This is a genomic window from Ureibacillus sp. FSL K6-0165 (assembly GCF_038004285.1).
In the GTDB taxonomy this organism is placed as follows: Bacteria; Bacillota; Bacilli; order Bacillales_A; family Planococcaceae; genus Ureibacillus; species Ureibacillus thermosphaericus.
In genome coordinates, this window is record NZ_JBBOQS010000001.1 from 2,360,932 (window position 1) to 2,382,003 (window position 21,072).

The 21,072-nt window shown below is 36.2% G+C and carries 16 protein-coding genes, 1 pseudogene and 1 riboswitch; of the genes and pseudogenes, 10 read left to right on the plus strand and 7 right to left on the minus strand.

Features of this window, described 5'->3' with window-relative positions; genetic code table 11:
* Window positions 1-286: 286 nt before the first annotated feature.
* Together NST00_RS11680 and NST00_RS11685 are read right to left on the minus strand one after the other, a co-directional pair.
* On the minus strand, window positions 287-1,345 hold the full coding sequence (locus NST00_RS11680) for a hypothetical protein (RefSeq protein WP_340709997.1): 1,059 nt from the start codon (window positions 1,343-1,345) through the stop codon (window positions 287-289).
* 97 nt (window positions 1,346-1,442) lie between these two features.
* Window positions 1,443-3,617: a type IA DNA topoisomerase gene (locus NST00_RS11685; RefSeq protein ID WP_340709998.1), complete on the minus strand. Its 2,175-nt coding sequence runs from the start codon at window positions 3,615-3,617 to the stop codon at window positions 1,443-1,445.
* Window positions 3,618-3,783: 166 nt separating this feature from the next.
* Between NST00_RS11685 and NST00_RS11690 the strand changes: the two genes are divergently transcribed.
* The 4 genes from NST00_RS11690 (at window position 3,784) to NST00_RS11705 (ending at window position 5,349) form a co-directional block, all read left to right on the plus strand.
* Window positions 3,784-4,182 carry a glucosamine 6-phosphate synthetase gene (locus NST00_RS11690; RefSeq protein WP_096550884.1) on the plus strand — a complete coding sequence of 133 codons (399 nt, stop codon included), beginning with the start codon at window positions 3,784-3,786 and terminating at the stop codon, window positions 4,180-4,182.
* A gap of 131 nt (window positions 4,183-4,313) precedes the next feature.
* On the plus strand, window positions 4,314-4,538 hold the full coding sequence (locus NST00_RS11695) for a hypothetical protein (RefSeq protein ID WP_340709999.1): 225 nt from the start codon (window positions 4,314-4,316) through the stop codon (window positions 4,536-4,538).
* 283 nt (window positions 4,539-4,821) lie between these two features.
* Window positions 4,822-5,040 carry a hypothetical protein gene (locus NST00_RS11700; protein ID WP_340710000.1) on the plus strand — a complete coding sequence of 73 codons (219 nt, stop codon included), beginning with the start codon at window positions 4,822-4,824 and terminating at the stop codon, window positions 5,038-5,040.
* Window positions 5,041-5,130: 90 nt separating this feature from the next.
* Complete coding sequence (locus NST00_RS11705) at window positions 5,131-5,349, plus strand: hypothetical protein (RefSeq protein ID WP_340710001.1); 219 nt, start codon at window positions 5,131-5,133, stop codon at window positions 5,347-5,349.
* Between the two features lie 271 nt (window positions 5,350-5,620).
* Here NST00_RS11705 and NST00_RS11710 read toward each other — a convergent pair whose 3' ends face one another.
* Window positions 5,621-6,787: an IS256 family transposase gene (locus tag NST00_RS11710; protein WP_340710002.1), complete on the minus strand. Its 1,167-nt coding sequence runs from the start codon at window positions 6,785-6,787 to the stop codon at window positions 5,621-5,623.
* 197 nt (window positions 6,788-6,984) lie between these two features.
* Window positions 6,985-8,391: an aspartate ammonia-lyase gene (gene aspA, locus NST00_RS11715; RefSeq protein ID WP_096550882.1), complete on the minus strand. Its 1,407-nt coding sequence runs from the start codon at window positions 8,389-8,391 to the stop codon at window positions 6,985-6,987.
* A 253-nt stretch (window positions 8,392-8,644) separates the two neighbouring features.
* On the opposite strand from aspA, the gene NST00_RS11720 reads away from it, so the two are divergent.
* Window positions 8,645-9,526, plus strand: coding sequence for a DMT family transporter (locus NST00_RS11720; protein WP_340710003.1), 882 nt, complete (start codon window positions 8,645-8,647; stop codon window positions 9,524-9,526).
* 208 nt (window positions 9,527-9,734) lie between these two features.
* On the opposite strand, the gene NST00_RS11725 is transcribed toward NST00_RS11720, so the two are convergent.
* Both NST00_RS11725 and NST00_RS11730 read right to left on the minus strand, forming a co-directional pair.
* Window positions 9,735-10,853, minus strand: coding sequence for a conserved virulence factor C family protein (locus NST00_RS11725; RefSeq protein ID WP_340710004.1), 1,119 nt, complete (start codon window positions 10,851-10,853; stop codon window positions 9,735-9,737).
* 15 nt (window positions 10,854-10,868) lie between these two features.
* Window positions 10,869-12,757, minus strand: a pseudogene (locus NST00_RS11730) (ABC-F family ATP-binding cassette domain-containing protein).
* 409 nt (window positions 12,758-13,166) lie between these two features.
* On the opposite strand from NST00_RS11730, the gene qoxA reads away from it, so the two are divergent.
* Genes qoxA through qoxD form a run of 4 tightly spaced genes read left to right on the plus strand, consistent with a single transcriptional unit; the run spans window position 13,167 to window position 16,931 of the window.
* Complete coding sequence (qoxA, locus tag NST00_RS11735) at window positions 13,167-14,057, plus strand: cytochrome aa3 quinol oxidase subunit II (protein ID WP_168412497.1); 891 nt, start codon at window positions 13,167-13,169, stop codon at window positions 14,055-14,057.
* A gap of 48 nt (window positions 14,058-14,105) precedes the next feature.
* Window positions 14,106-16,055, plus strand: coding sequence for a cytochrome aa3 quinol oxidase subunit I (gene qoxB / locus NST00_RS11740; protein WP_096550878.1), 1,950 nt, complete (start codon window positions 14,106-14,108; stop codon window positions 16,053-16,055).
* Entirely contained in the window at window positions 16,052-16,648 is a 597-nt protein-coding gene (gene qoxC / locus NST00_RS11745; protein ID WP_096550877.1) for a cytochrome aa3 quinol oxidase subunit III, read from the plus strand. Before qoxB ends, qoxC begins: the two co-directional genes overlap by 4 nt.
* A gap of 1 nt (window position 16,649) precedes the next feature.
* Window positions 16,650-16,931, plus strand: coding sequence for a cytochrome aa3 quinol oxidase subunit IV (qoxD, locus tag NST00_RS11750; RefSeq protein WP_016839144.1), 282 nt, complete (start codon window positions 16,650-16,652; stop codon window positions 16,929-16,931).
* A gap of 110 nt (window positions 16,932-17,041) precedes the next feature.
* On the opposite strand, the gene NST00_RS11755 is transcribed toward qoxD, so the two are convergent.
* The gene (locus NST00_RS11755) at window positions 17,042-18,613 is read right to left on the minus strand and encodes an IS1182 family transposase (RefSeq protein ID WP_016839668.1); all 1,572 of its coding nucleotides are present in this window, start codon (window positions 18,611-18,613) and stop codon (window positions 17,042-17,044) included.
* 845 nt (window positions 18,614-19,458) lie between these two features.
* A riboswitch (purine riboswitch) is annotated at window positions 19,459-19,559 on the plus strand.
* 130 nt (window positions 19,560-19,689) lie between these two features.
* On the opposite strand from NST00_RS11755, the gene NST00_RS11760 reads away from it, so the two are divergent.
* Window positions 19,690-20,985, plus strand: coding sequence for an NCS2 family permease (locus tag NST00_RS11760; protein WP_168412498.1), 1,296 nt, complete (start codon window positions 19,690-19,692; stop codon window positions 20,983-20,985).
* Window positions 20,986-21,072: the final 87 nt, after the last annotated feature.

The window sequence follows — 21,072 nt, forward strand, 5'->3', positions numbered from 1 at the left end:
AAAGATAAAATATTTGCAAAATTTAATCCGATTATATTAATTCGTCCTAGTATATGTAGAAATTCACTACAAAACTGCATAGTTGCCTAACATAAAAAAACTTCAATTTTTTTAAAAGAAAACCGTGCACACCTATTCGGTAAAAATAGATGCACACGATTTTACTATATATCATGTGTCAGTATCGATTATCAATACTTAATATTTAGTAGTTTTATTATATACTATCTTCTTGATTTTTCTAGTCTAAATTTATTGTTGATTCATAGATTTTTATAACTTTTTATCATTTAAAAATCGAAATGACAGAAACTAGAATAATAATCATGACCATAAGTACTAATTGAACATACATCCAACATTTTATATGAAAATCGTCCATAGTAGAATGTATTTTTTGAGAAATAATTGTGACGAACCCGACAAGTACGATTTTAAGTAAAAGCAACAGCCCTAACGGCTTTAACAATAAATCCAATGGCGAATCATATTTATACGCTAACAAACTACCGGAAATAACTAACATCACAATGCAAACAAAAGCATATTCAATGAAAATGGCAATGAAGTTTTTTACCATTGTTTTATATTTAGAATAGAAAAAAATAACAATGGCAAGACCTGTAAACCAAATCGCAGCCGCAATCAAATGAAGGATTTCAAATAGTGCTAAAATAAGTGAGCGAAAATCTGCTGGATATTCGATTTTACAACCTATAAGTATCAGTACAAACAATAAATCGAACCATCGATTTTTATACAAAAACAATAACCCTAATACTGAGACTATAAGCGAGAGATACCAGCCATACTGAATCGATGATTGGTTTGGTAAGGAAGGAAGGAATCCATCCGTTAATATATTCATTTCCAATAAAATAAGTGAAATCAATGCGAGAAAATGAAAGCATTGAAAAACAAATCCCCATTGCAAATATGTTTTTCGTACATAGAAGGAATAATTCTGTATAATTCTCCACCAAATCACCGATCCGACAAGTAACAAAAAACCAATGGTATAAAGGGATTGGATGGCAATCAAAATTAGTTGGGACTTTTCAGTAGGATTGTGCCATTCATGATGCTCTAAAAGAGTGATGGGCGAGAAATTTCTAGTAAAATGCATGAATTCGTAGAGGGGATTAGGGAATGCATTATTCACAGATTGAGTAGTACTCTCAATATAAGAAAGATTTTGAGGAAGGAAATTAGTGTCCGATGTTTGATTCATAAGCATTTTGAATGATGGATTATGCTCTACATGCGATAATGCTTGCCACTCATCATCCAATGCCACTGGCCAAAAAGCATAGAATCCATAGACTAAAATGGCAACAATCATCAATGGAACAAAGCGTTTCCTTATGATGATGAAAATCCTTTCCTCTTTTTATTATCATATTCAGCTCCGCTTCAAATGGATTATTCCATCAAATAGATCCTTACTTTCCTCGCTCTATGTTGTTGGAAAATTCCATCTTCCAACTGAAATATTCTTCTTCAGGATTTTTTTCATAACGCAACATTGCATCAAACTTATTCCCTTTTTTGCTTGTGAGACCTTTCACTAACACATTCCCTTCTCTCAACAACTGCTTCACCATCGTTTTCGTCGGTTTCTTTTTCATGGAAGCCAGGAATTTATCATTTTTCCAAATGACAAATTTACATCCATTTTTCCAATTGCTGCAACCAAATCCTTTTTGCCCTTCAATGACCGCATGACCACAAACTGGGCATTTCCCTAACACTTCAAAGGTTTTCTTCTTTTTCTCCACTTCATTTAAAATCACATCTTCATCTTGTTGAATTGTATGTACAGCTTTTTTCGTAAAGTCAAAAATAAATTGTAAAAATCGTTCCCGCTGAAATTTTTGTTTTTCAATATCCGATAACGTTTTTTCTAATCGGCCTGTAAACTCTAAATCAAACAATTCTTTGATTGGGAATGTTTCAACAATTCGCTTCCCTAGCTCTGTGCAAATTAGATATTTATTTTTCGTTGTAATGTAACCAATTGATTTCAACTTTTTGATTGTTTCTGCTCTTGTTGCCGGCGTGCCGATGCTAAAACCACTTAAAATGGTCGCCATCATTTCATCGCTTTCTTCCAGCTCTTCTTCCTTCCCTTTTCCGCACGTTTCCATCACCTTCAATAACGTTTTTTCCGTATGATGTTTCGGCGGCTTAGTAACATGAGAGGTCAGTTCATGGTCCTTGATTGTCACTAGCTCATGAAGGGTTACATTTGGAAGAATCATATCTTTTGACTCAATTTGTTCTACTTTTCTCCACCCTTCTACAATTTGAACTCTGCCTTTTGAAATAAACTCTCCTTTGATTTGGTTCACTTTCGTTACGATTTTTGTTTCTTCATGTTCAGCCACAGGCATAAATTGCATTAGAAAACGATTTTTAATCGCTTCATAAACGATTTTCTCATCATTCGATAAACGGGCAGGCTTCACATACGTCGGGATAATGGCGCTATGGCTTTCGACCTTTGAGTTGTCAAATACACGTTTCTTTTTAGCAAAAACGATTTCACCTTCATAAGGTAAGCCTTTTTTAACAATTTGAAGAACCTTCATTGCTTTATCCACTAAACTTTCTTCCAATACGACGCTAGCTGTACGTGGATAGGTAATATATTTCTTTTCATAAAGGGATTGGGCAACTTTCAGCACTTTATCGGAAGTCCAACCTTTATATTTGCTCGTAATATACCCTTGCAAGTTTGTCAAATTGAATAAGTAAGGCGGATATTCTTTCTTTTTCTCTACGGTCTTTTCGAAAATTTGTGCTTCTTGATGATTCGCTAATGCTTTTTGAATGTTTTCTAATTCATCTCTATTCTTAAATTTTTCCTCTCCATTTTCGTGATACGTTCCTTTATACACATCCCCATTTTGGGTTTGAAAGGACGCTTCGAGTTTGAAATAATCTTCAGGTTTGAATTGTTCGATTTCTTTATCTCGATCATAAATTATTTTTAATGTAGGTAATAAAACTCTTCCGATGTTTAAAGCACTGCCTGATCCTTTCTGATATTTTAACGTTGCAACAGATGTCAAATTAATGCCAATCACCCAATCCGCCCATTGCCGACTAATTCCTGCATCCAACAGCGGTCTCATTTCCGTATTTGGTTTTAATTGTTTAAGACCTTTCAACACTTCTTCCTTCGTCCATTCATTTTGCAACATTCGATACACGGGCTTATTCGTTTTCAAATTATATATAATTGTATCGCCAATCAGTTGCCCTTCCCGATCATAGTCGCAGGCAGAAATAATCATTTCCACGTCAGGGCGGTTCATTAACTGTTGGATAATTTCCAGCTGCTTTTTTGCCCCAAAGTCTTCTTTCTCTTTATTTTTAGGATCTGTTTTCACTTTGTATTGAAATTTTTGTGGGATGAAAGGAAAGTACTCCATTCTCCATTTCGTCAATTTTGGATCATAATCTTTCGCATCATACAATTCAAGTAGGTGTCCGAAAGCCCACGTAATAATGTATCCGTTCCCTTCAAAATATCCTTCTTTTTTTGTTTTTATGTTTAACGCATCTGCAATATTTTTCGCAACGGATGGTTTTTCTGTTAATATTAATTTCATTTTTTACAATCACCTTGTGTTGACTAGTTTTAATTATAATTATAATGTTATTTTCTTTGATTAGAATGTATTGAGTTAACCAGAAATAGTATAATATGAAATTTTATAGAAAATAGTATTTGATATTGATATAATGTCATTACAAAGGTAGGGGGAGTTTATTGCCATGCAAAATGTTTCAAAACGAACGATTTTATGGATTGTACCTATACTCATCCTTTTTATTTTTTGGTATATGTATAAACCAACGGATGGTGCTGAATATATATCTTATATTAAAACACAAATTTTTGGTAGCAGCCCTTCGTTAAGCTATGAAGAGGCTTTAAACAAAACTTGCGAAAATGAAGAGTGGATTTATTTTAAAACGAACAATCGCCAACATGTTGTAGAGTTTAAAGGAGTTTGTCCTGTTGATGGACAAGAAAAGGCGGATATCAACTTGCAATTTATTGTGGAGAAAGATTTATCGGACTTTAAAGTTGGAGCAATGTTATTGAAAGGCGAGCAACAAACTCCTGAAAAGCGGGATGCGTTTTTAAATGAAGTTCTATCAAGTCAATGATTCATCAGAGCGAATGAAGTAAATTCGCTCTGTTTTTTATTTTAGGGATATTGACTAATTGCTCACCTTAGCATTTGCTGGTAATTTTCATCGATTGGCTATTCTCTTCCTAATTTTGGATTATATTGAGTTTGCTGATGCCTTTTTCATCCATTGACTATTATCTTCTTGATTTTGACTATTATCGTATCGGGCGAGGCACCCTTTTTCTTCCGTTGGCTATTATCTTGCCGAGTTTGACTATTATCCTTGCATGGTTGACTATTATCTTCATCATTTTGACTATTATCGTATTGGACGAGGCATCTTTTTCTTCCATTGGCTATTATCTTGCTGAGTTTGACTATTATCCTTGATTGATTGACTATTATCTTCTTGATTTTGACTAATATGGAATTTCGCTAAGCCCCTTTTTCTTCCGATGGCTATTATGTTCCCAAGTTTGACTATTATCCTTGCTTGGTTGACTATTATCTTCTTGATTTTGACTAATATGGAATTTCGCTAAGCACCTTTTTCTTCCGTTGGCTATTATCTTCCCAAGTTTGACTATTATCCTTGATTGATTGACTATTATCTTCTTGATTTTGACTAATATGGAATTTCGCTAAGCCCCTTTTTCTTCCGTTGGCTATTATCTTGCCGAGTTTGACTATTATCCTTGCATGGTTGACTATTATCTTCTTGATTTTGACTATTATCGTATCGGGCGAGGCAACTTTTTCTTCCGTTGGCTATTATCTTGCCGAGTTTGACTATTATCCTTGCATGGTTGACTATTATCTTCATCATTTTGACTATTATCGTATTGGACGAGGCATCTTTTTCTTCCGTTGGCTATTATCTTGCCGAGTTTGACTATTATCCTTGCATGGTTGACTATTATCTTCTTGATTTTGACTATTATCGTATTGGACAGGGAACCTTTTTCTTCCGTTGGCTATTATCTTGCCGAGTTTGACTATTATCCTTGCATGGTTGACTATTATCTTCTTGATTTTGACTATTATCGTATCGGGCGAGGCAACTTTTTCTTCCGTTGGCTATTATCTTGCCGAGTTTGACTATTATCCTTGCATGGTTGACTATTATCTTCTTGATTTTGACTATTATCGTATTGGACGAGGCAACTTTTTCTTCCATTGGCTATTATCTTGCCGAGTTTGACTATTATCCTTGCATGATTAGTCAAGTCCCGATAATTGTGTAAAAACTCTTATACACTGTTTCCAAATCCGATTAAAGTAGCGTAAGTGGAATCAAACCAAATATAGCAGTTTTTGATTCCATTCCCCTCCCACATTTTTTAGCCGCAACTTCCATGGGGTTTTCTATCCATATTCGTAAAGGGCTGTCAAAGGCTCTTTTCACTTTGACAGCTCTTTGCGAATATGGAATCATCCCATAATGGAAGATGCGCGTGAAAAATAGTGAATGATTATCTACCTGATAGATTTTTTCGTCGATCATAGATTTCTTGGTAATCCATTAAGACAGCGCCAATCAAACGAAAAGCTGATTGCGTATTAGGGAAAATTCGGATCACTCTTTCTCTTCTACGAACCTCTTGATTCAACCGTTCAAGGGTATTCGTACTGCGAATATGAGGACGAATTTTTTCAGGAAAATTCATATATTGAATTGTATCTTCGAAACCTTCATCTAGAATTTTCAATGCTTTTTCAAATCGTGCTTGGTCACTAAACTTTTCAAACAATTCATCTTTAAATTGACGCATATCTTCAATCGTGACAGCTTCGAAAATTCGTTTCAACATTGTTCGGAATTCAGCAGTATCTTTTTTAGGTAACTTGTCAATGATATTACGTTTAAAATGAACATTGCATCTTTGCCAAGAAGTCCCGACAAATTCACGCTGGATGGCCTTTCGTAACCCTTCATGCGCATCTGAAATCACAAGTTTAGGGGATTGTAATCCTCTTGATTTTAGATGCTGGAAGAAACGACTCCAACTCTCCGCACTTTCAACGTGGTCAATATGAACACCAAGGATTTCACGTTTATTTTGATCGGTAATCGCTGTCGCGATATAAGCCGCTTTAGACACTACACTATGACCTTCGCGAACTTTAATATACATAGCATCGACAAAGATGTAAGGATAGTATGTAGTATTTAGAGGGCGATTGGCCCATTCATTGACAATTGGATCTAATTGTTTTGTCAAAGATGATACGAATGATTTGGAGACATTTTCTCCACAAAGCTGTTCAACGATTTTCGTTACTTTTCGAGTAGACACCCCATTCACGACCATCTCAAGCATAGAAAGAACGAAAGCTTGATCACAACGTGCATATTTTTCAAACACGGTAGTTGAAAACTCTCCATTGCGAGTTCTTGGAACCTTTAATTGAATCTTTCCAATACTCATCATTAAATCACGTTCATAATAGCCATTCCGGTAATCACGACGTTCGGGAGAACGTTCATAAGCAGCAGCTTGAAGATAGTCATCTCGTTCTTTTTCCATAAATTCATTCAGAATTAAAACAATCGCTGATTTGATAACAGAATCAAGATTCGAATTGATAATTGATTCTTTTAAAAGGTCCATATTTAGGTTAAACTTTAATAGAGTCATTTTTTCATCCTCTTTCTATTTGTTTTTATTGGGTCTGAAAACAGTGTAGCAAAAGAGGAGGAAAATGGCTCTTTTCTTTTTTACACAATTATATGGACTCTATCCATTGCAGATTTCGATTACACTTCATCATGTTGTAACTCAAAAAATAAAAGGCAAAGAGCACCTCAATAGTACCCTTCGCCAAAAAAGTAGCATTATTTTCTTCCAGCAATTCCCGGATGTGTCATTTCATATGGATTTAAGATTTCATTTAACTGTTCTTCTGTTAATACGCCATACTTAATGCAAAGTTCACGGATGGATTCCCCTGTAAGATATGCTTCACGTGCTAATTTTGCAGCTGTTTCATAACCTACATGTGGGTTAATTGCAGTGATGATTCCAATGCTTTTCTCAACATATTCTTTCATGCGTTCTTCATTTGCCTTAATGCCTTTTAAGCAGTTTTCTGTAAAGGATTTAAAGACATTTGTCATAATCGAAATCGATTGAATTAAATTGAAGAATAACACAGGTTCCATCACATTTAATTCAAATTGGCCTGCTTCAGATGCAGATGTAATTGTTAAATCATTACCGAACACTTGGAATGCCACTTGGTTCATCACTTCTGGCATAACAGGATTCACTTTACCAGGCATGATAGAAGATCCAGGTTGTCGAGCAGGAAGAACGATTTCTGATAAGCCTGCGCGTGGTCCAGATGCCATTAAGCGTAAATCATTGGCAATTTTAGACATGTTGATCATGCAAACTTTTAATGCAGAAGAAACTTCTGTATAGCAGTCTGTATTTTGAGTTGCGTCCACTAAATGTTGTGCACTTCTTAATGGATGTCCGCTGAATTTCGCTAAATGCTCTGTTACGATTCTTATATATTCAGGATCTGCATTTAAGCCAGTGCCGACTGCTGTTGCACCCATGTTGATGTCGTATAAATTGTTTCTCGTATTGGCAATACGTTCAATATCGCGGGCAATTACACGAGCGTATGCTTCAAACTCTTGTCCTAATAAAATAGGAACAGCGTCTTGCAAGTGCGTTCTTCCCATTTTAATAACGCCAGCGAATTCATCTGCTTTTTTCATGAATTCTTGTTGCATGTATTTTGTAGTTTCAATTAATTGATTTAATAAACTTAACACAGCAATATGCGTTGCAGTAGGGAAAGCATCGTTTGTTGATTGAGACATATTTACATGGGAGTTTGGACTAATTTTTGAATAGTTTCCTTTTTCCTCTCCCATTAATTCCAATGCGCGGTTAGCAATCACTTCATTTGCATTCATATTAATGGAAGTTCCTGCCCCGCCTTGAATTGGGTCAACAATAAATTGATCATTCCATTTTCCTTCAATCACTTCGTCAGCAGCTTTTACTATATATTGCCCAACTTCTTTATCGAGTAAGCCAACTTCCATGTTTGCTAATGCGGCTGATTTTTTTACAATCCCTAGTGATTTAATTAATTCTGGATGAATACGATAACCTGTAATTGGAAAATTTTCCGTTGCCCGAATTGTTTGTACGCCATAATAAGCGTCTTTCGGAATCTCCTTTTCTCCTAAAAAGTCTTTCTCAATACGAACATCGGTATTCATATAAAAACAATCTCCTTTTCTTTCTATCGAAGCTCTAAGCAAACGTTTACATTGTCGAACTTGTATTAGAGTTTCTTTATTAAATCCTACACTATTCTATCATAGAAAAATATAAAAAGAGCCCTGTTTCCTAATAATATTTTGTAATAGTATTGCCAAATTCACATAAATGTTATTTAATAGATTCTATATTGCTTTATTTCAGAGTTTTCAGAAAATTATAGGATACTAATATAGTTTTGAGGGAAGTCAAATGAATGTATCTGCTATGATTAAACTGTCAATTAGTATGGCCATTTTTGGTTCCATCGGTTTATTTACAGTGAATACAGGGATTCCTGCTGTAGAACTCGTATTTGTTCGTTGTATCTGTGCAACTTTATTTTTAGGTGGACTATGGTTGATAACCGGAGGACATAAGACAGAAGTTTGGGATCGAAAAGAAGTATTACAAACTCTATTTTGCGGAATATTCCTCGTATTGAATTGGGTGTTTTTATTTAAGGCATTTGAAGAAATGTCCATTTCCGTAGCCATTTCTATTTATAACTTAGCACCCATTTTCGTTGTGATGTTAGGTGCGGTATTATTGAAAGAACACATTACGATTGGGAATATTCTTGCCATTATCATCTGTTTTGTTGGCTCTGTTTTTATTGTTGGAATGGAACATTTACATTCCATTGAAGCTTTTATGAATTCTGGATTTATATGGGCCATGTTATCCGCCATTTGCTATGCGTTGACGATGTTTTTAAGTAAGACGCTAAAAGGATTATCACCTTATGCAACGACATTTGTACAAACAGCTTTGGGCATACTCATTTTGTTGCCAATGTGCGATTTTTCGGTGTTTCATGGTTTAACAAGCACAAACATAATGTTTATAGTGGGAACAGGTATTATTCATACTGGATTTGTTTACTATTTATTCTTTGACAGTATTCGTAAATTGCCGACAATCATTGTTTCTGTTTTAACTTTCCTTGACCCAGTTGTAGCGATTTTACTCGATATGGTGATTCTTGATTTTAGACCAAGCCTCTTGCAGACTCTTGGTATTTTGTTTATTTTTGGCGGAATCTCATATACGGTATTAAAGCCCAGAAAATATACACAGGAGAAGTTAGCGTAATAAAAAATTTCTTCTTTCTTTTTATTGACGATTAAGTTTCGCTTTGATGATATGAAACATTCCCTGTTTATCGAATATTAAATTCACTAACTTGAAAAGTATTTTGGAAATATCAAAACACATAAATAAAAGGCTGCCTGGAAAGTAACGACTTGTTAGGCAGCCATTTTTACATTGCAAAGGGCACAAAACTTACCCACTTTTATACTCAGTTATTATTTCTCTCCATCATTTGCTTCCAGACGGATCCTTTTGCTTCTTCGCCTTGCTCGATTCGTGCAATAGCCATCTTTACTTGGAGCTTCACCTCAAATTCCGGATCATTTTCCGCATCCCTTAATGCAGGAAGACTCCGTTCCGTTCCAGATTCATATAAAAACATAGCTGCACGCCAGCGGACAAGTTTATTTTTATCTTTTAACGCTTCCATCATGGCCGGTTCAAATTCTACAAATCCAAGATCGCTCATGCAATCTCCTGCAGTGCGGCGAACCGCGGCGCTTTTATCTTTCAATGCACGAACAAGAAGCGGCACAACTGCCTTATCTTCAATCATGCCCAAATACACTGTTGCGAGTCTCCGAATGGACATCTGTTCATCTTCCAAAGCTTTTTCCAATAATGGAAGATCATCCAAATCCGGATCCGGAATTTGATCTAGCATTTGGAAACGTTCCTTCCAATCCTCCACCTCAAACTCTTCCACCGTAATTTTCTTTCTTTTTACGGTTTCTTGTTTTTTTGCATTTGCTGCTTCCACTATGCGGGCAATCCGTTCATCTGGATATGTTGCTTCAATTTCTTTTAAGACGCTTTGCGCAATTTCTTCTTTATCTCCATAGCGAATGCCAAAATCTGCCCACTTACGTTCGAAAATATAGTTTTCGTCTGTCTTGTCAACTTTAATTTGATGAAACGCATTCACAAACCGCTCACCAGTTGAAATCCGATGTTCAACGGAAGAATCAAACACTTTAATTTGAAGCGGCAATCCTCTAAACATTTGAACGTGGACAAAAACTTCTCCATAATGATCCGCAACTTGTTCTTTTTGTTCCACCTCTTCTGTTTGATCACCAAGCGCATTGCGAACTTGGGATAAAATCGTTTCCCATTGATGTTTTGCATTCCGCTCAACCGCTAAAAAATCTAATACGCGATAAACACCCTTAACGCCTTCAATTTTCAAGATTTCTTGGATTTCACTTGGTGCTTCTTCTATATTTTCTTTCGTATAATTAAAGCTTTTGCCAAAAGGCAACTCCTCATCCACTACCACTTTCATTGTATTGGGACTCGGTGTTGGCTCAATCGTTACTATTTTCAATATTCTTCCCTCCATTTAATTTCCGTTCACAATTCCATCTAAATACGTCCATCTTTCAATCAATCGTTCATATTCAGCATTTAGTTCGTTTAATTTATCTGTATATTCTTGTAGTTTCACATAATCCGAACCACAGCCTGCCATTAGTTCTTCCGTTTCCGCTATTGCCTCTTCCACTTGTGCAATTGTTTCTTCAATTGTTTCCCACTCTTTTTGTTCTTTATAAGTTAATTTTTTCTTTTCATTTTTTGGCTTCTCTTGCTTTGGTTTTTCTTGTTTTTCTGCTTTTATCTCCAGCTTTTCAGCTTCGGATTTCTTCGCTAAATATTCTGTGTATAAATCCAAGCTTTCCTCTACATTCCCTTTACCATCTAAAATCCATAATTTTTTCGCAATTCGATCTAAGAAGAAACGGTCGTGGGAAATGGTAATCACAACACCTGGGAAATGTTCAATAAAATCTTCCAATACTCCAAGTGTTTCAATATCTAAATCATTTGTCGGCTCGTCCAATAACAATACATTTGGCTGTTCCATCAATAATCTTAATAAATGCAGTCGTTTCCGCTCACCGCCTGATAACTTCCCAATCGGTGTACCGTGTGTATGTAATGGGAATAAAAATCTTTCCAACATTTGGGCAGCTGAATAACGAACCCCTTCCGAGTCGGTAATGTCGTTCGAAGCCTCGCGAATATATTCAATCATTCGCTGATTTTCATTCATTTTTGGAAGCATTTGATGAAAATGGGCTATCTTAACGGTAGGTCCAACAATGACTTCTCCTGCATCTGGCTGAATTTCCCCTGCCAATATCTTTAATAAAGTCGATTTTCCATATCCGTTAGCACCAACAATGCCGATGCGATCCCCTTGTTGAATCAGAAAATTAAAGTCTTTTAATATCGTTCGCTCCCCAAACGATTTGGATAAATGGACGCCTTCTAAAACCTTTTTCCCTAATCGGGTAGTCGATAGCGACAGTTCAAGTTTTGCTTCTTCTTTATGCCGTTCAATTTGCTTGTCTAATTCTTCAAAGCGCTGAATTCTTGCTTTTTGTTTCGTCGTTCTTGCTTTCGCACCGCGGCGTATCCATTTCAACTCATTGCGGTAACGATTGCGTAATTTTTCTTGCGTTGCCTGTCTATTTTCTTCCCGAATTGCTCGCGCTTCTAAGAAATCCGCATAGTTGCCGTTATGGCGATAAAGGGTTTGATCCGCGAGTTCATAAATATGAGTGGCAATTTCATCTAAAAAATAGCGATCATGGGTGATAAAAATAACGGCTCCTTTTAAGCGAAGTATCATTTCTTGCAGCCATTCCGTTGATTCTGCATCAAGATGGTTCGTCGGCTCATCCAATAAATAAAGATCCGCCGGTTCAATTAAAACCTTCGCTAAAGCCACACGCTTTTGCTGCCCACCTGATAAATTCGAAACATGCTCATCAAACAAATTAATGCCCAGTTTCGTTAAAGCTTGTTTTGCGAGAGCATTAACATCCCAAGCTTTTTCAGCGTCCATTCGCTGCTGCAGTTGGAATAATTGGTTTTGAAGCGCTTCTGATTCAGGCTGAATGGCGAGTTTTGATACGACTTCTTCATACTCTCTATTTAATTGCAAAATGGGAGAGTTCCTGAAAAGACAGCTTGCAGAACGGTAAGTCCTTCTTCAAATACAGGTTTTTGTGGCAAGTAGGCAATTCGATATTTGTTTGGATGATCCATTTCGATGGAATCGGCTTCTTGTTCGCCAGCTAAAATGGAAAGTAAAGTTGACTTCCCAGTACCATTAATCCCAATCAGTCCTGCCCGCTCTCCTTCATAAATGGTAAATTCAACGTTTTTAAATAGTGTTTTATCTCCAACGGTTTTTGTTAAATTCGAAACAATTAAATGACTCATCGTATTCCATCTCTTTCAATATAAACTTCTACTCATTCTATCATTTATTATATAGAAATTTTTATCTCCTTGCATTCTTCAGTATCTTATCAAAATGTTCCACACCGGAAGATTTATTTTCTTCTATTTTTATTTAACCTTCGCTCTCAAAATTATTTTTCTAAAATAATTTTACCTTAATAATATTATACTTATAATGCCTGAATACAGATTTATTGTAAAATTTGGCTAAGCTTTGGATAATTATCGACAAAATCTAAAACAATTCATGTCTGTTTTGTGAATTTTACACTATACCCATAGTGTAAACGATGTTAAATTTCTTATTTTGATATAGAATTAACTCAAAGTGATTGAAAGGAAATCGAAAATCGATTTTCTTTTTGAACGTTGAAAGGAGTACATCCATATGAAACGAACTCTGCTGTTATCTCTCTCAATGCTTCTTGTCTTCCTCGCAGGTTGTGAACCTTTATTAGTGTTAGACCCAAAAGGACCTCAAGCGGCACGTCAAGCAAGTGACATTATGATTTCCATCGGGATTATGGCGTTTATTGTAATCGTTGTCATGGTTTTATTAGTTTACATGCTTGTTAAATATAGAGCTTCGAAACTACCGGAAGATTACGAACCACCTCACATTGAGGGTAGTCCTTTGATTGAAGGACTCTTTATTGGTATTCCAATCATTATTGTGGCCGTTCTTTCGTTTATTTCTGTGAAAAGTAACTACATTGTAGAAGCAACTCCACAAGGTTATGAAGATCAAGAACCATTAATCATTTACGCTTCATCTTCCAACTGGAAATGGCACTTTAGTTACCCTGAACAAGATATTGAAACGGTGAACTACTTATATATACCAACGAATCGACCAATTGAGTTTAAACTTTATTCTTACGGACCTATTACAAGTTTCTGGATTCCACAATTAGGTGGTCAAAAATATGCGATGGCTGACATGGTGACAACACTTCATTTAGCTGCGGATACACCAGGAGAATATATGGGACGTAACGCTAACTTCAGTGGTAAAGGTTTTGCTGAAAATACATTTACTGTAACAGCCATGAATCAAGCAAAATTTGACGAATGGGTGGAAGAAGTTCATGCCAATGCTGAACCATTAACTGAAGAAACTTTCGATAAATTATTAGAACCTGGTCATCTTGGAAGAATGACGTTTACCGGAACACACCTTGGATTCAATCCACCTCCAGAACATGACCACGGTGCAGATGAAGGAACGGAGCTTGAACATACAGAGTACGAAATGCATGCTGAGCATTCACACGAATAAACGTAAATCTAGTAATTTACGTAATAAACTTTGAGAGGAGAAAAATCCATGGAATTTTTTGAACGATTTGCTGTGCCGCATCCAAGCCCAGCAATCTATGCATCTATGGTAGCGATTGTTGTTGTCTCCCTAGCCATTGTCGTTGGTTTAACATATTTTAAAAAATGGGGTTACCTGTGGCGAGAATGGCTTACGACTGTGGACCATAAAAAAATCGGGATTATGTATTTAATCTCCGCAATTTTGATGTTGTTCCGTGGTGGAGCTGACGCGATTATGATGCGTGCACAGCTCTCCATGCCGGAAAATCAATTATTGGATGCGCAACATTATAATGAAATTTTTACAACGCACGGTGTAGTCATGATCATCTTTATGGCAATGCCTTTTATCTTTGCCTTCATGAACATCGTCGTTCCATTGCAAATTGGAGCTCGTGACGTTGCCTTTCCAAGACTTAACGCTATCAGCTTTTGGCTTTTCTTCTTTGGCGCGATGTTATTTAATATTTCGTTCGTTGTCGGTGGTTCACCAGATGCAGGATGGACGTCTTACTTCCCGCTTGCTGGAACGGAATTTAGTGAATCTGTCGGAACGAACTATTATATGATTGCTATTCAGATTTCGGGTATTGGATCCTTAATGACTGGTATCAACATGATTACTACGATCTTAAAAATGCGTGCTCCAGGAATGTCGCTGATGAAAATGCCAATGTTTACATGGGCTACATTTATGGCTTGTGTCATTATCATCTTTGCGTTCCCAGTATTAACAATTGCGTTATTAATGGGTACAACAGACCGCTTATTTGCGACAAACTTCTTTACTTCTACAAATGGCGGTATGGACATGCTTTGGGCAAACTTCTTCTGGGTCTGGGGACACCCGGAAGTATATATCTTAATCTTACCAGCCTTTGGTCTTTACAGTGAGATTATTTCTACTTTTTCTGGACGAAACCTTTACGGATATAAATCAATGGTAGGATCAATGGTGATTATCTCCCTGCTTTCATTCCTAGTTTGGACGCACCACTTCTTTACGATGGGTCAAGGTGCTTTAACAAACAGTATCTTCTCCATTTCAACAATGGCCATTGCGGTGCCTACTGGAGTGAAAATCTTTAACTGGCTGCTTACGATGTGGAAAGGGAAAATTCGCTTTACTGTTCCAATGCTGTACTCAGTAGGATTCATTCCACTATTTACAATCGGTGGGGTTACTGGGGTTATGCTTGCGATGTCAGCAGCGGACTATCAATATCACAATACAATGTTCTTAGTCGCTCACTTCCATAATACAATCATACCTGGTGTCGTATTTGCGATGTTAGCTGGCTTACATTACTACTGGCCAAAAATGTTCGGCTTTATGTTAAATGAACGCATTGGTAAATGGGCTTTCTGGTTCTTATCAATCGGATTCGTCCTTGCCTTCTTCCCAATGTACATTACAGGTTTAGACGGACAAGCACGCCGTATGTATACGTATTCAGAAGCGACAGGTTTCGGTCCTTTAAACTTTGTTGCATTCATCGGTGCAGGTTTAATGACAATTGCCTTCTGCATTATCGTCTATAACATTTTATATAGTATTAAAAATTCTCCAAGAAATGTTGGGGATGACCCATGGAACGCTCGTACATTGGAGTGGGCAACGCACAACCCAGTACCAGAATACAACTTCGCACGCACTCCACATGTAGCATCGAGTGAAGCATTATGGGATGTGAAGAAAAATGGACATGAATTATTTAAAGGTGACATTGAAAAAATCCACATGCCAAATAATAGTGGTGTCCCATTTATTATGGGTGTGATTTTCTTTATCGCTGGATTCTCCTTCGTATTTGCATTGTGGGTTCCTGCAGTCATCGCGCTAATCGGTATTTTCGCATGTATGGTGCTTCGTTCCTTTGAAAAAGATGATGGACGCTATATTTCAGTGGAAGAAATTAAAGCAACGGAAAGCACATATGGAGGTGCTAATTCATGAAAATCGATCACACGCAGCCTCTTGAATATGGTACACACCAAAACCAATTGAATATTTTAGGTTTCTGGATTTTCCTTGGTGCGGAAATCATGCTGTTTGCAACACTTTTTACAGCCTACTTCATCATGGAACATCGAACAGGAAATGGACCAACTGGACCGGAAATCTTCGAAATTTCACCAGTGCTTATTGAAACGTTTGTATTGCTCACAAGTAGTTTCACCATTGGCCTTGCTGTTCATGCAATGAGAATCGGACGTAAAAAGGCCATGTTAGCATTTTTAGGTATTACCCTATTACTTGGTCTAGGGTTCCTTTCAGTAGAAATCTTTGAATTTATGCATTACTACCATGTTGGTGCAACTTATCAAACAAGCGGATTTACAGCTGCACTTTTGACAACGCTCGGTACCCATGGTGCCCACGTTACCCTCGGATTGTTCTGGGGACTCAGCATCATCATTCAGGTGGCAAAAGACGGCATAAATGCACGAACAGCCAATAAATCCTTTATCTTCTCTCTCTACTGGCATTTCCTAGATGTTGTCTGGATTTTCATTTTCAGCTTCATCTACTTGAAAGGAATGATGTAATATGAAAGAATTATTCCCTGCAAAACAAGTCGGCGGCTATATCTTTTCATTAGTGTTAACGATTATTGCTCTGCTTGTATATTTTCTGGATTTTACTTTCCCAATAGCAATGTCAATCCTACTTGTCACAGCTTTTGTTCAAGCAACAGTGCAATTAGTGCTATTTATGCACGCAGGTGAAACGGAAGACGGTAAAGCGATTTATACAAATGTGCTTTACGGAATTATTATCGCAGTCGTTACAATAATTGGTTCATTATTGATTTTAATTTGGGATATGTAATGGACATGGAAAAAGAGGTTGGGACATAAGTATTTTTCAACCTCAAAAATAAGGGGTGAGTTGTTTGAAACAGCTCACCCTTTTACAATTTCATCCAATTCATGAGGGTTTTACACCCCTCGTAGTGCATATTTTCTTAAATTTGTGGCCATTAGGGCAATTCCCATTTCAATTTTTACTTTGAATTTTCCTCGAACGGAAAATCGTGTGAATCCCAAAATAGCCTTCAGAAATCCAAAAACTGGTTCTACATCAATTTTACGTTGATGATAGATTTCGGCAGTTTCAGGCTCTGAAAGCTTTTGTTGTACATATGCTTTTTGTTGTTCCCATTTCAAATTTATACGCAATCTTCGATTCGTACTTTCTTTTGCTTTCGTACATAAATGACGGATTGGACAACCTGTACAATCTTCACACTCGTACACTTTAAATTGACGAACAAATCCAGAAGAATCCTTACGTGTCGAAACAAATTTAAATGAAAGAGTTTTTTGATTCGGACATATATAGGTATCATTTACTTCATCATATATCCAATTGCTTGGTTTAAATGGGTCATCCTTGTATTTTTTCTTCTGCTCTTTTTCATACATCCCATATTTAATCAAAGGTGTTCGTTCTCGTTTTATCATAATGTCATCATAATTCGGTTCACTACCATATCCAGCATCCGCAACTATATATTCTGGTAAATCAAAATACCGTTCTTCAATCGTATCCAAGAAAGGTGTCAATGTTTTCGTATCTGTTGGATTTGGAAATACATCATAAGCAAGTGTAAATTGATTTTCTGTTGCGATTTGGATATTGTAGCCTGCTTTTAATTGTCCATTTTTCATATAGTCATCTTTCATTCGCATAAATGTCGCATCGTGATCCGTTTTAGAATAGCTGTTACGGTTTTGTAGAATCTCCAAATCATTTTGATACTTTTCTTTGCGTGCAATCCAATCATTCACTTGCTTTAATATCTGTTTTGGTGTTTTCCTTTCACTACGTAGTCGTTTTCGTTCCACCGGATCTTCAGAAGCTTCAATTTTTGTAGAATAGTCATCGACTACTTTTTCAAGAGATGATGCTACTTCTTTTAGTTCTTCTACTGAAAGCTCTTCTTCATTTTCACGTTCAATTGCTGGTAAGACTTGTTCTTCAAGTAAACGGTCATAGACTTCATTTGATTTTTTAATTAAATTGGCATGATGCTTTTCGATCGACTTTTTCCATACAAATGTAAATTTATTTGCGTTCGCTTCAATCTTAGTACCATCAATAAAAACGGCTTTTTCATCTATTAATTTTTCTTCAATAAGTTGACAACGGAATTGTACAAAACATTGACGGATTAATTCTTGCATTTGGGGATGTACACGAAAACGATTAATGGTACGATAGCTTGGTTCATATCCTTGAGCTAGCCACATCATCCGAATGCTATCTTTTGTTAAATCTTCAATACGACGACCTGAAAAGACAGATTGCGTATAACCACACAAGATAATTTTTAACATCATTCGGGGATGATAGGATGGACAACCAGTTTCTTTATAAAACGGAGCGAAAGCTTCGTCTGGAATGCTTTCGACTAAATGATGAATATGGTAGGCAATATCATTTTCTTGTAATATAACTTCTAAATCTATAGGTAAAACTAATTGATTCATGTTATAATATTTAAACATAAAGAGGCTCCTTTCTAAGATTTTGTTGTGGTGACTTAATTTTATCAAAAGAGCCTCTTTTTTTGTTTATATAAATTTAAGAAAGTTAAGTTGTTCGACGTGGAGGCCGCGACTCCTGCGGGAACAGCACGAGCCTCAAGACCCCGCAGGTGCGAGGTACGAGTACCGAGGAGGCTTGAGCCGTGCCCGCGGAAAGCGTCGGCCGGAACGGAGAACAACGTTTTCCATAAAAAATCGTCACTTCATGAAAAATCATAAGTGACGATTTTTTATTAGCTAGGGTTTTGTCCCAAGCTCTTTTTTATTATTTGACTGAAATTCAAATTGGATTAAATGAAGAAATAGGCCAATGAGTAATAAATAAAAACTCCCTTTCACGATACTAATACCGTACCACATTGATAGATTGGAAACAAAACTAATTCCAAATAATATCAAACCCAAAATAAAAAGCAACGCAAACAGATTCATAAAATATTTCAACATGGTCCTATCCCCCTTGCTGTCAACAATCGTGAATACCCTTTTGTATATTTTCCGTTCACAATTTAGACAAATTTTTTCTTAAAAAAATAATACCATACTTTTTATACTTCAAACATAATAATTGTATTTTATGAACTTTTTTTGTTTTATGTTTACACTTTTATTAAAATGACTTTCAATTCATCTTTTTAACTGCTCTCAAACTTTGTTCTCCTTATGCATATTCCTATCCATGACTTTTCGTTTTATTATTCTTACTTTTTTCATTTTTTAAAATATTTTATATTAATTATTTATAAAAAATCATTCTAATTTATATTGACGATTCAAATGAAAGCTGTTATCATTTTTCTAAACTTTTTAATATAACATAAAAACCTTGTATAAATTCAAGAATACGGCTTGAATGTTTCTACCAGCTACCATAAATAGCTTGTCTACAAGGAATGAAAACTTATTATACATAATATTTTTATTCCATTTTGTAGAGAAACTTTGGCCTAATTGTCGCCAAAGTTTTTTTATTGGGGAAATCTATTAGCTGTAAACTTGCTTTCATATATTCTTTGATAAAACTAGGAGAGTACATCATGAGAAACTTTTTTAAATTTACAGAACGAAATACATCCTATAAACAAGAAACATTAGCAGGGATTACGACTTTCTTATCCCTTGCCTATATTTTAATCGTTAATCCGCTTATTTTGAGCCAATCTGGGATGGATCAAGGAGCAGTATTCACTGCAACAGCTCTTACTGCCATCATTGGTACACTACTTATTGGGCTGCTTGCTAACTTTCCCATCGCCATAGCTCCCAGTATGGGATTGAATTCTTTCTTTACTTTTTCCGTATGTATTGGAATGGGGATTGACTGGAAAATTACACTAACTGGGGTTTTTGTTGCGGGCATTATTTTTACGTTATTAAGTTTAATGAAAGTTCGAGAAAAAATTATTACGATTATTCCATCAGATTTAAAATACGCCATCGCTTCCGGAATCGGGTTCTTCATCACGTTTATCGGTTTAAAAAATGGTGGTATTGTTATAAGCAATGAAGACACATTTGTTTCCATTGGAGATTTGACTTCACCGATGACTCTGCTTGCAATAGTTGGACTTACTATCACAATTATTTTATTAGTGCGTGGAATCAATGGCGGCATATTCTATGGAATGTGTATAACAACCATTATAGGTATGATGTGCGGCTTAATTGAAGTTCCTTCATCATTCATTGGGAGTATCCCAAGTATTGAAGCAACTTTTGGTGTCGTGTTTAATCACTTAGATGAAATATTTACACCTGAAATGTTGACAGTCATCTTTACCTTTTTAATTGTTGCCTTTTTTGATACGGCTGGTGCTTTAATTGGATTAACAAGCCAAGCTGGCATGGTCAAAGATGGTAAAATCCCGAATATAGGTAAAGGATTGCTTGCTGATTCTCTTGCCGGTGTATTTGGTGCTATTCTAGGAACTTCAACTCCTGCCACAAGTGTTGAATCGTCAGCTGGTATTGCTGTCGGAGGAAGAACGGGCTTTACATCTGTCGTCATTGCAGCGTGTTTCCTAGTTGCGTTGTTTTTCTCACCGCTTGTCAGTGTGATTTCGGCGGAAGTGACATCCGCTGCATTAATTATTGTCGGTGCCTTAATGGCAATGGAAATCCGTAAAATCAATTGGACAAAGTTAGAAATTGTAATTCCATCGTTTTTAACAATAATTATGATGCCACTTACGTCTAGCGTAGTTATTGGTATTGGATTAGGGTTTGTCCTTTATCCCATTTGTTTAATGGCTCAAAAACGTTTTAAAGAAGTTCATCCAATGATGTATTTACTTTGTATTCTATTTATTTTATATTTTGCGTTTTTCATCTAAGAAACACATTGATGAGTGATGTCAAAAGTAATAACCACTACATAGAATAGTCTAAAAAAATGCTGGTAGAAACCCTCCTCTGAATGA

What these genes read in the sequence shown, in the direction of transcription:
- NST00_RS11685 (WP_340709998.1), bottom strand. Translation starts at nt 3,617, where the DNA reads ATGAAATTAATATTAACAGAAAAACCATCCGTTGCGAAAAATATTGCA.
- NST00_RS11690 (WP_096550884.1), top strand. Translation starts at nt 3,784, where the DNA reads ATGCAAAATGTTTCAAAACGAACGATTTTATGGATTGTACCTATACTC.
- NST00_RS11710 (WP_340710002.1), bottom strand. Translation starts at nt 6,787, where the DNA reads ATGACTCTATTAAAGTTTAACCTAAATATGGACCTTTTAAAAGAATCA.
- aspA (WP_096550882.1), bottom strand. Translation starts at nt 8,391, where the DNA reads ATGAATACCGATGTTCGTATTGAGAAAGACTTTTTAGGAGAAAAGGAG.
- NST00_RS11720 (WP_340710003.1), top strand. Translation starts at nt 8,645, where the DNA reads ATGAATGTATCTGCTATGATTAAACTGTCAATTAGTATGGCCATTTTT.
- qoxA (WP_168412497.1), top strand. Translation starts at nt 13,167, where the DNA reads ATGAAACGAACTCTGCTGTTATCTCTCTCAATGCTTCTTGTCTTCCTC.
- qoxB (WP_096550878.1), top strand. Translation starts at nt 14,106, where the DNA reads ATGGAATTTTTTGAACGATTTGCTGTGCCGCATCCAAGCCCAGCAATC.
- qoxC (WP_096550877.1), top strand. Translation starts at nt 16,052, where the DNA reads ATGAAAATCGATCACACGCAGCCTCTTGAATATGGTACACACCAAAAC.
- qoxD (WP_016839144.1), top strand. Translation starts at nt 16,650, where the DNA reads ATGAAAGAATTATTCCCTGCAAAACAAGTCGGCGGCTATATCTTTTCA.
- NST00_RS11755 (WP_016839668.1), bottom strand. Translation starts at nt 18,613, where the DNA reads ATGTTTAAATATTATAACATGAATCAATTAGTTTTACCTATAGATTTA.
- NST00_RS11760 (WP_168412498.1), top strand. Translation starts at nt 19,690, where the DNA reads ATGAGAAACTTTTTTAAATTTACAGAACGAAATACATCCTATAAACAA.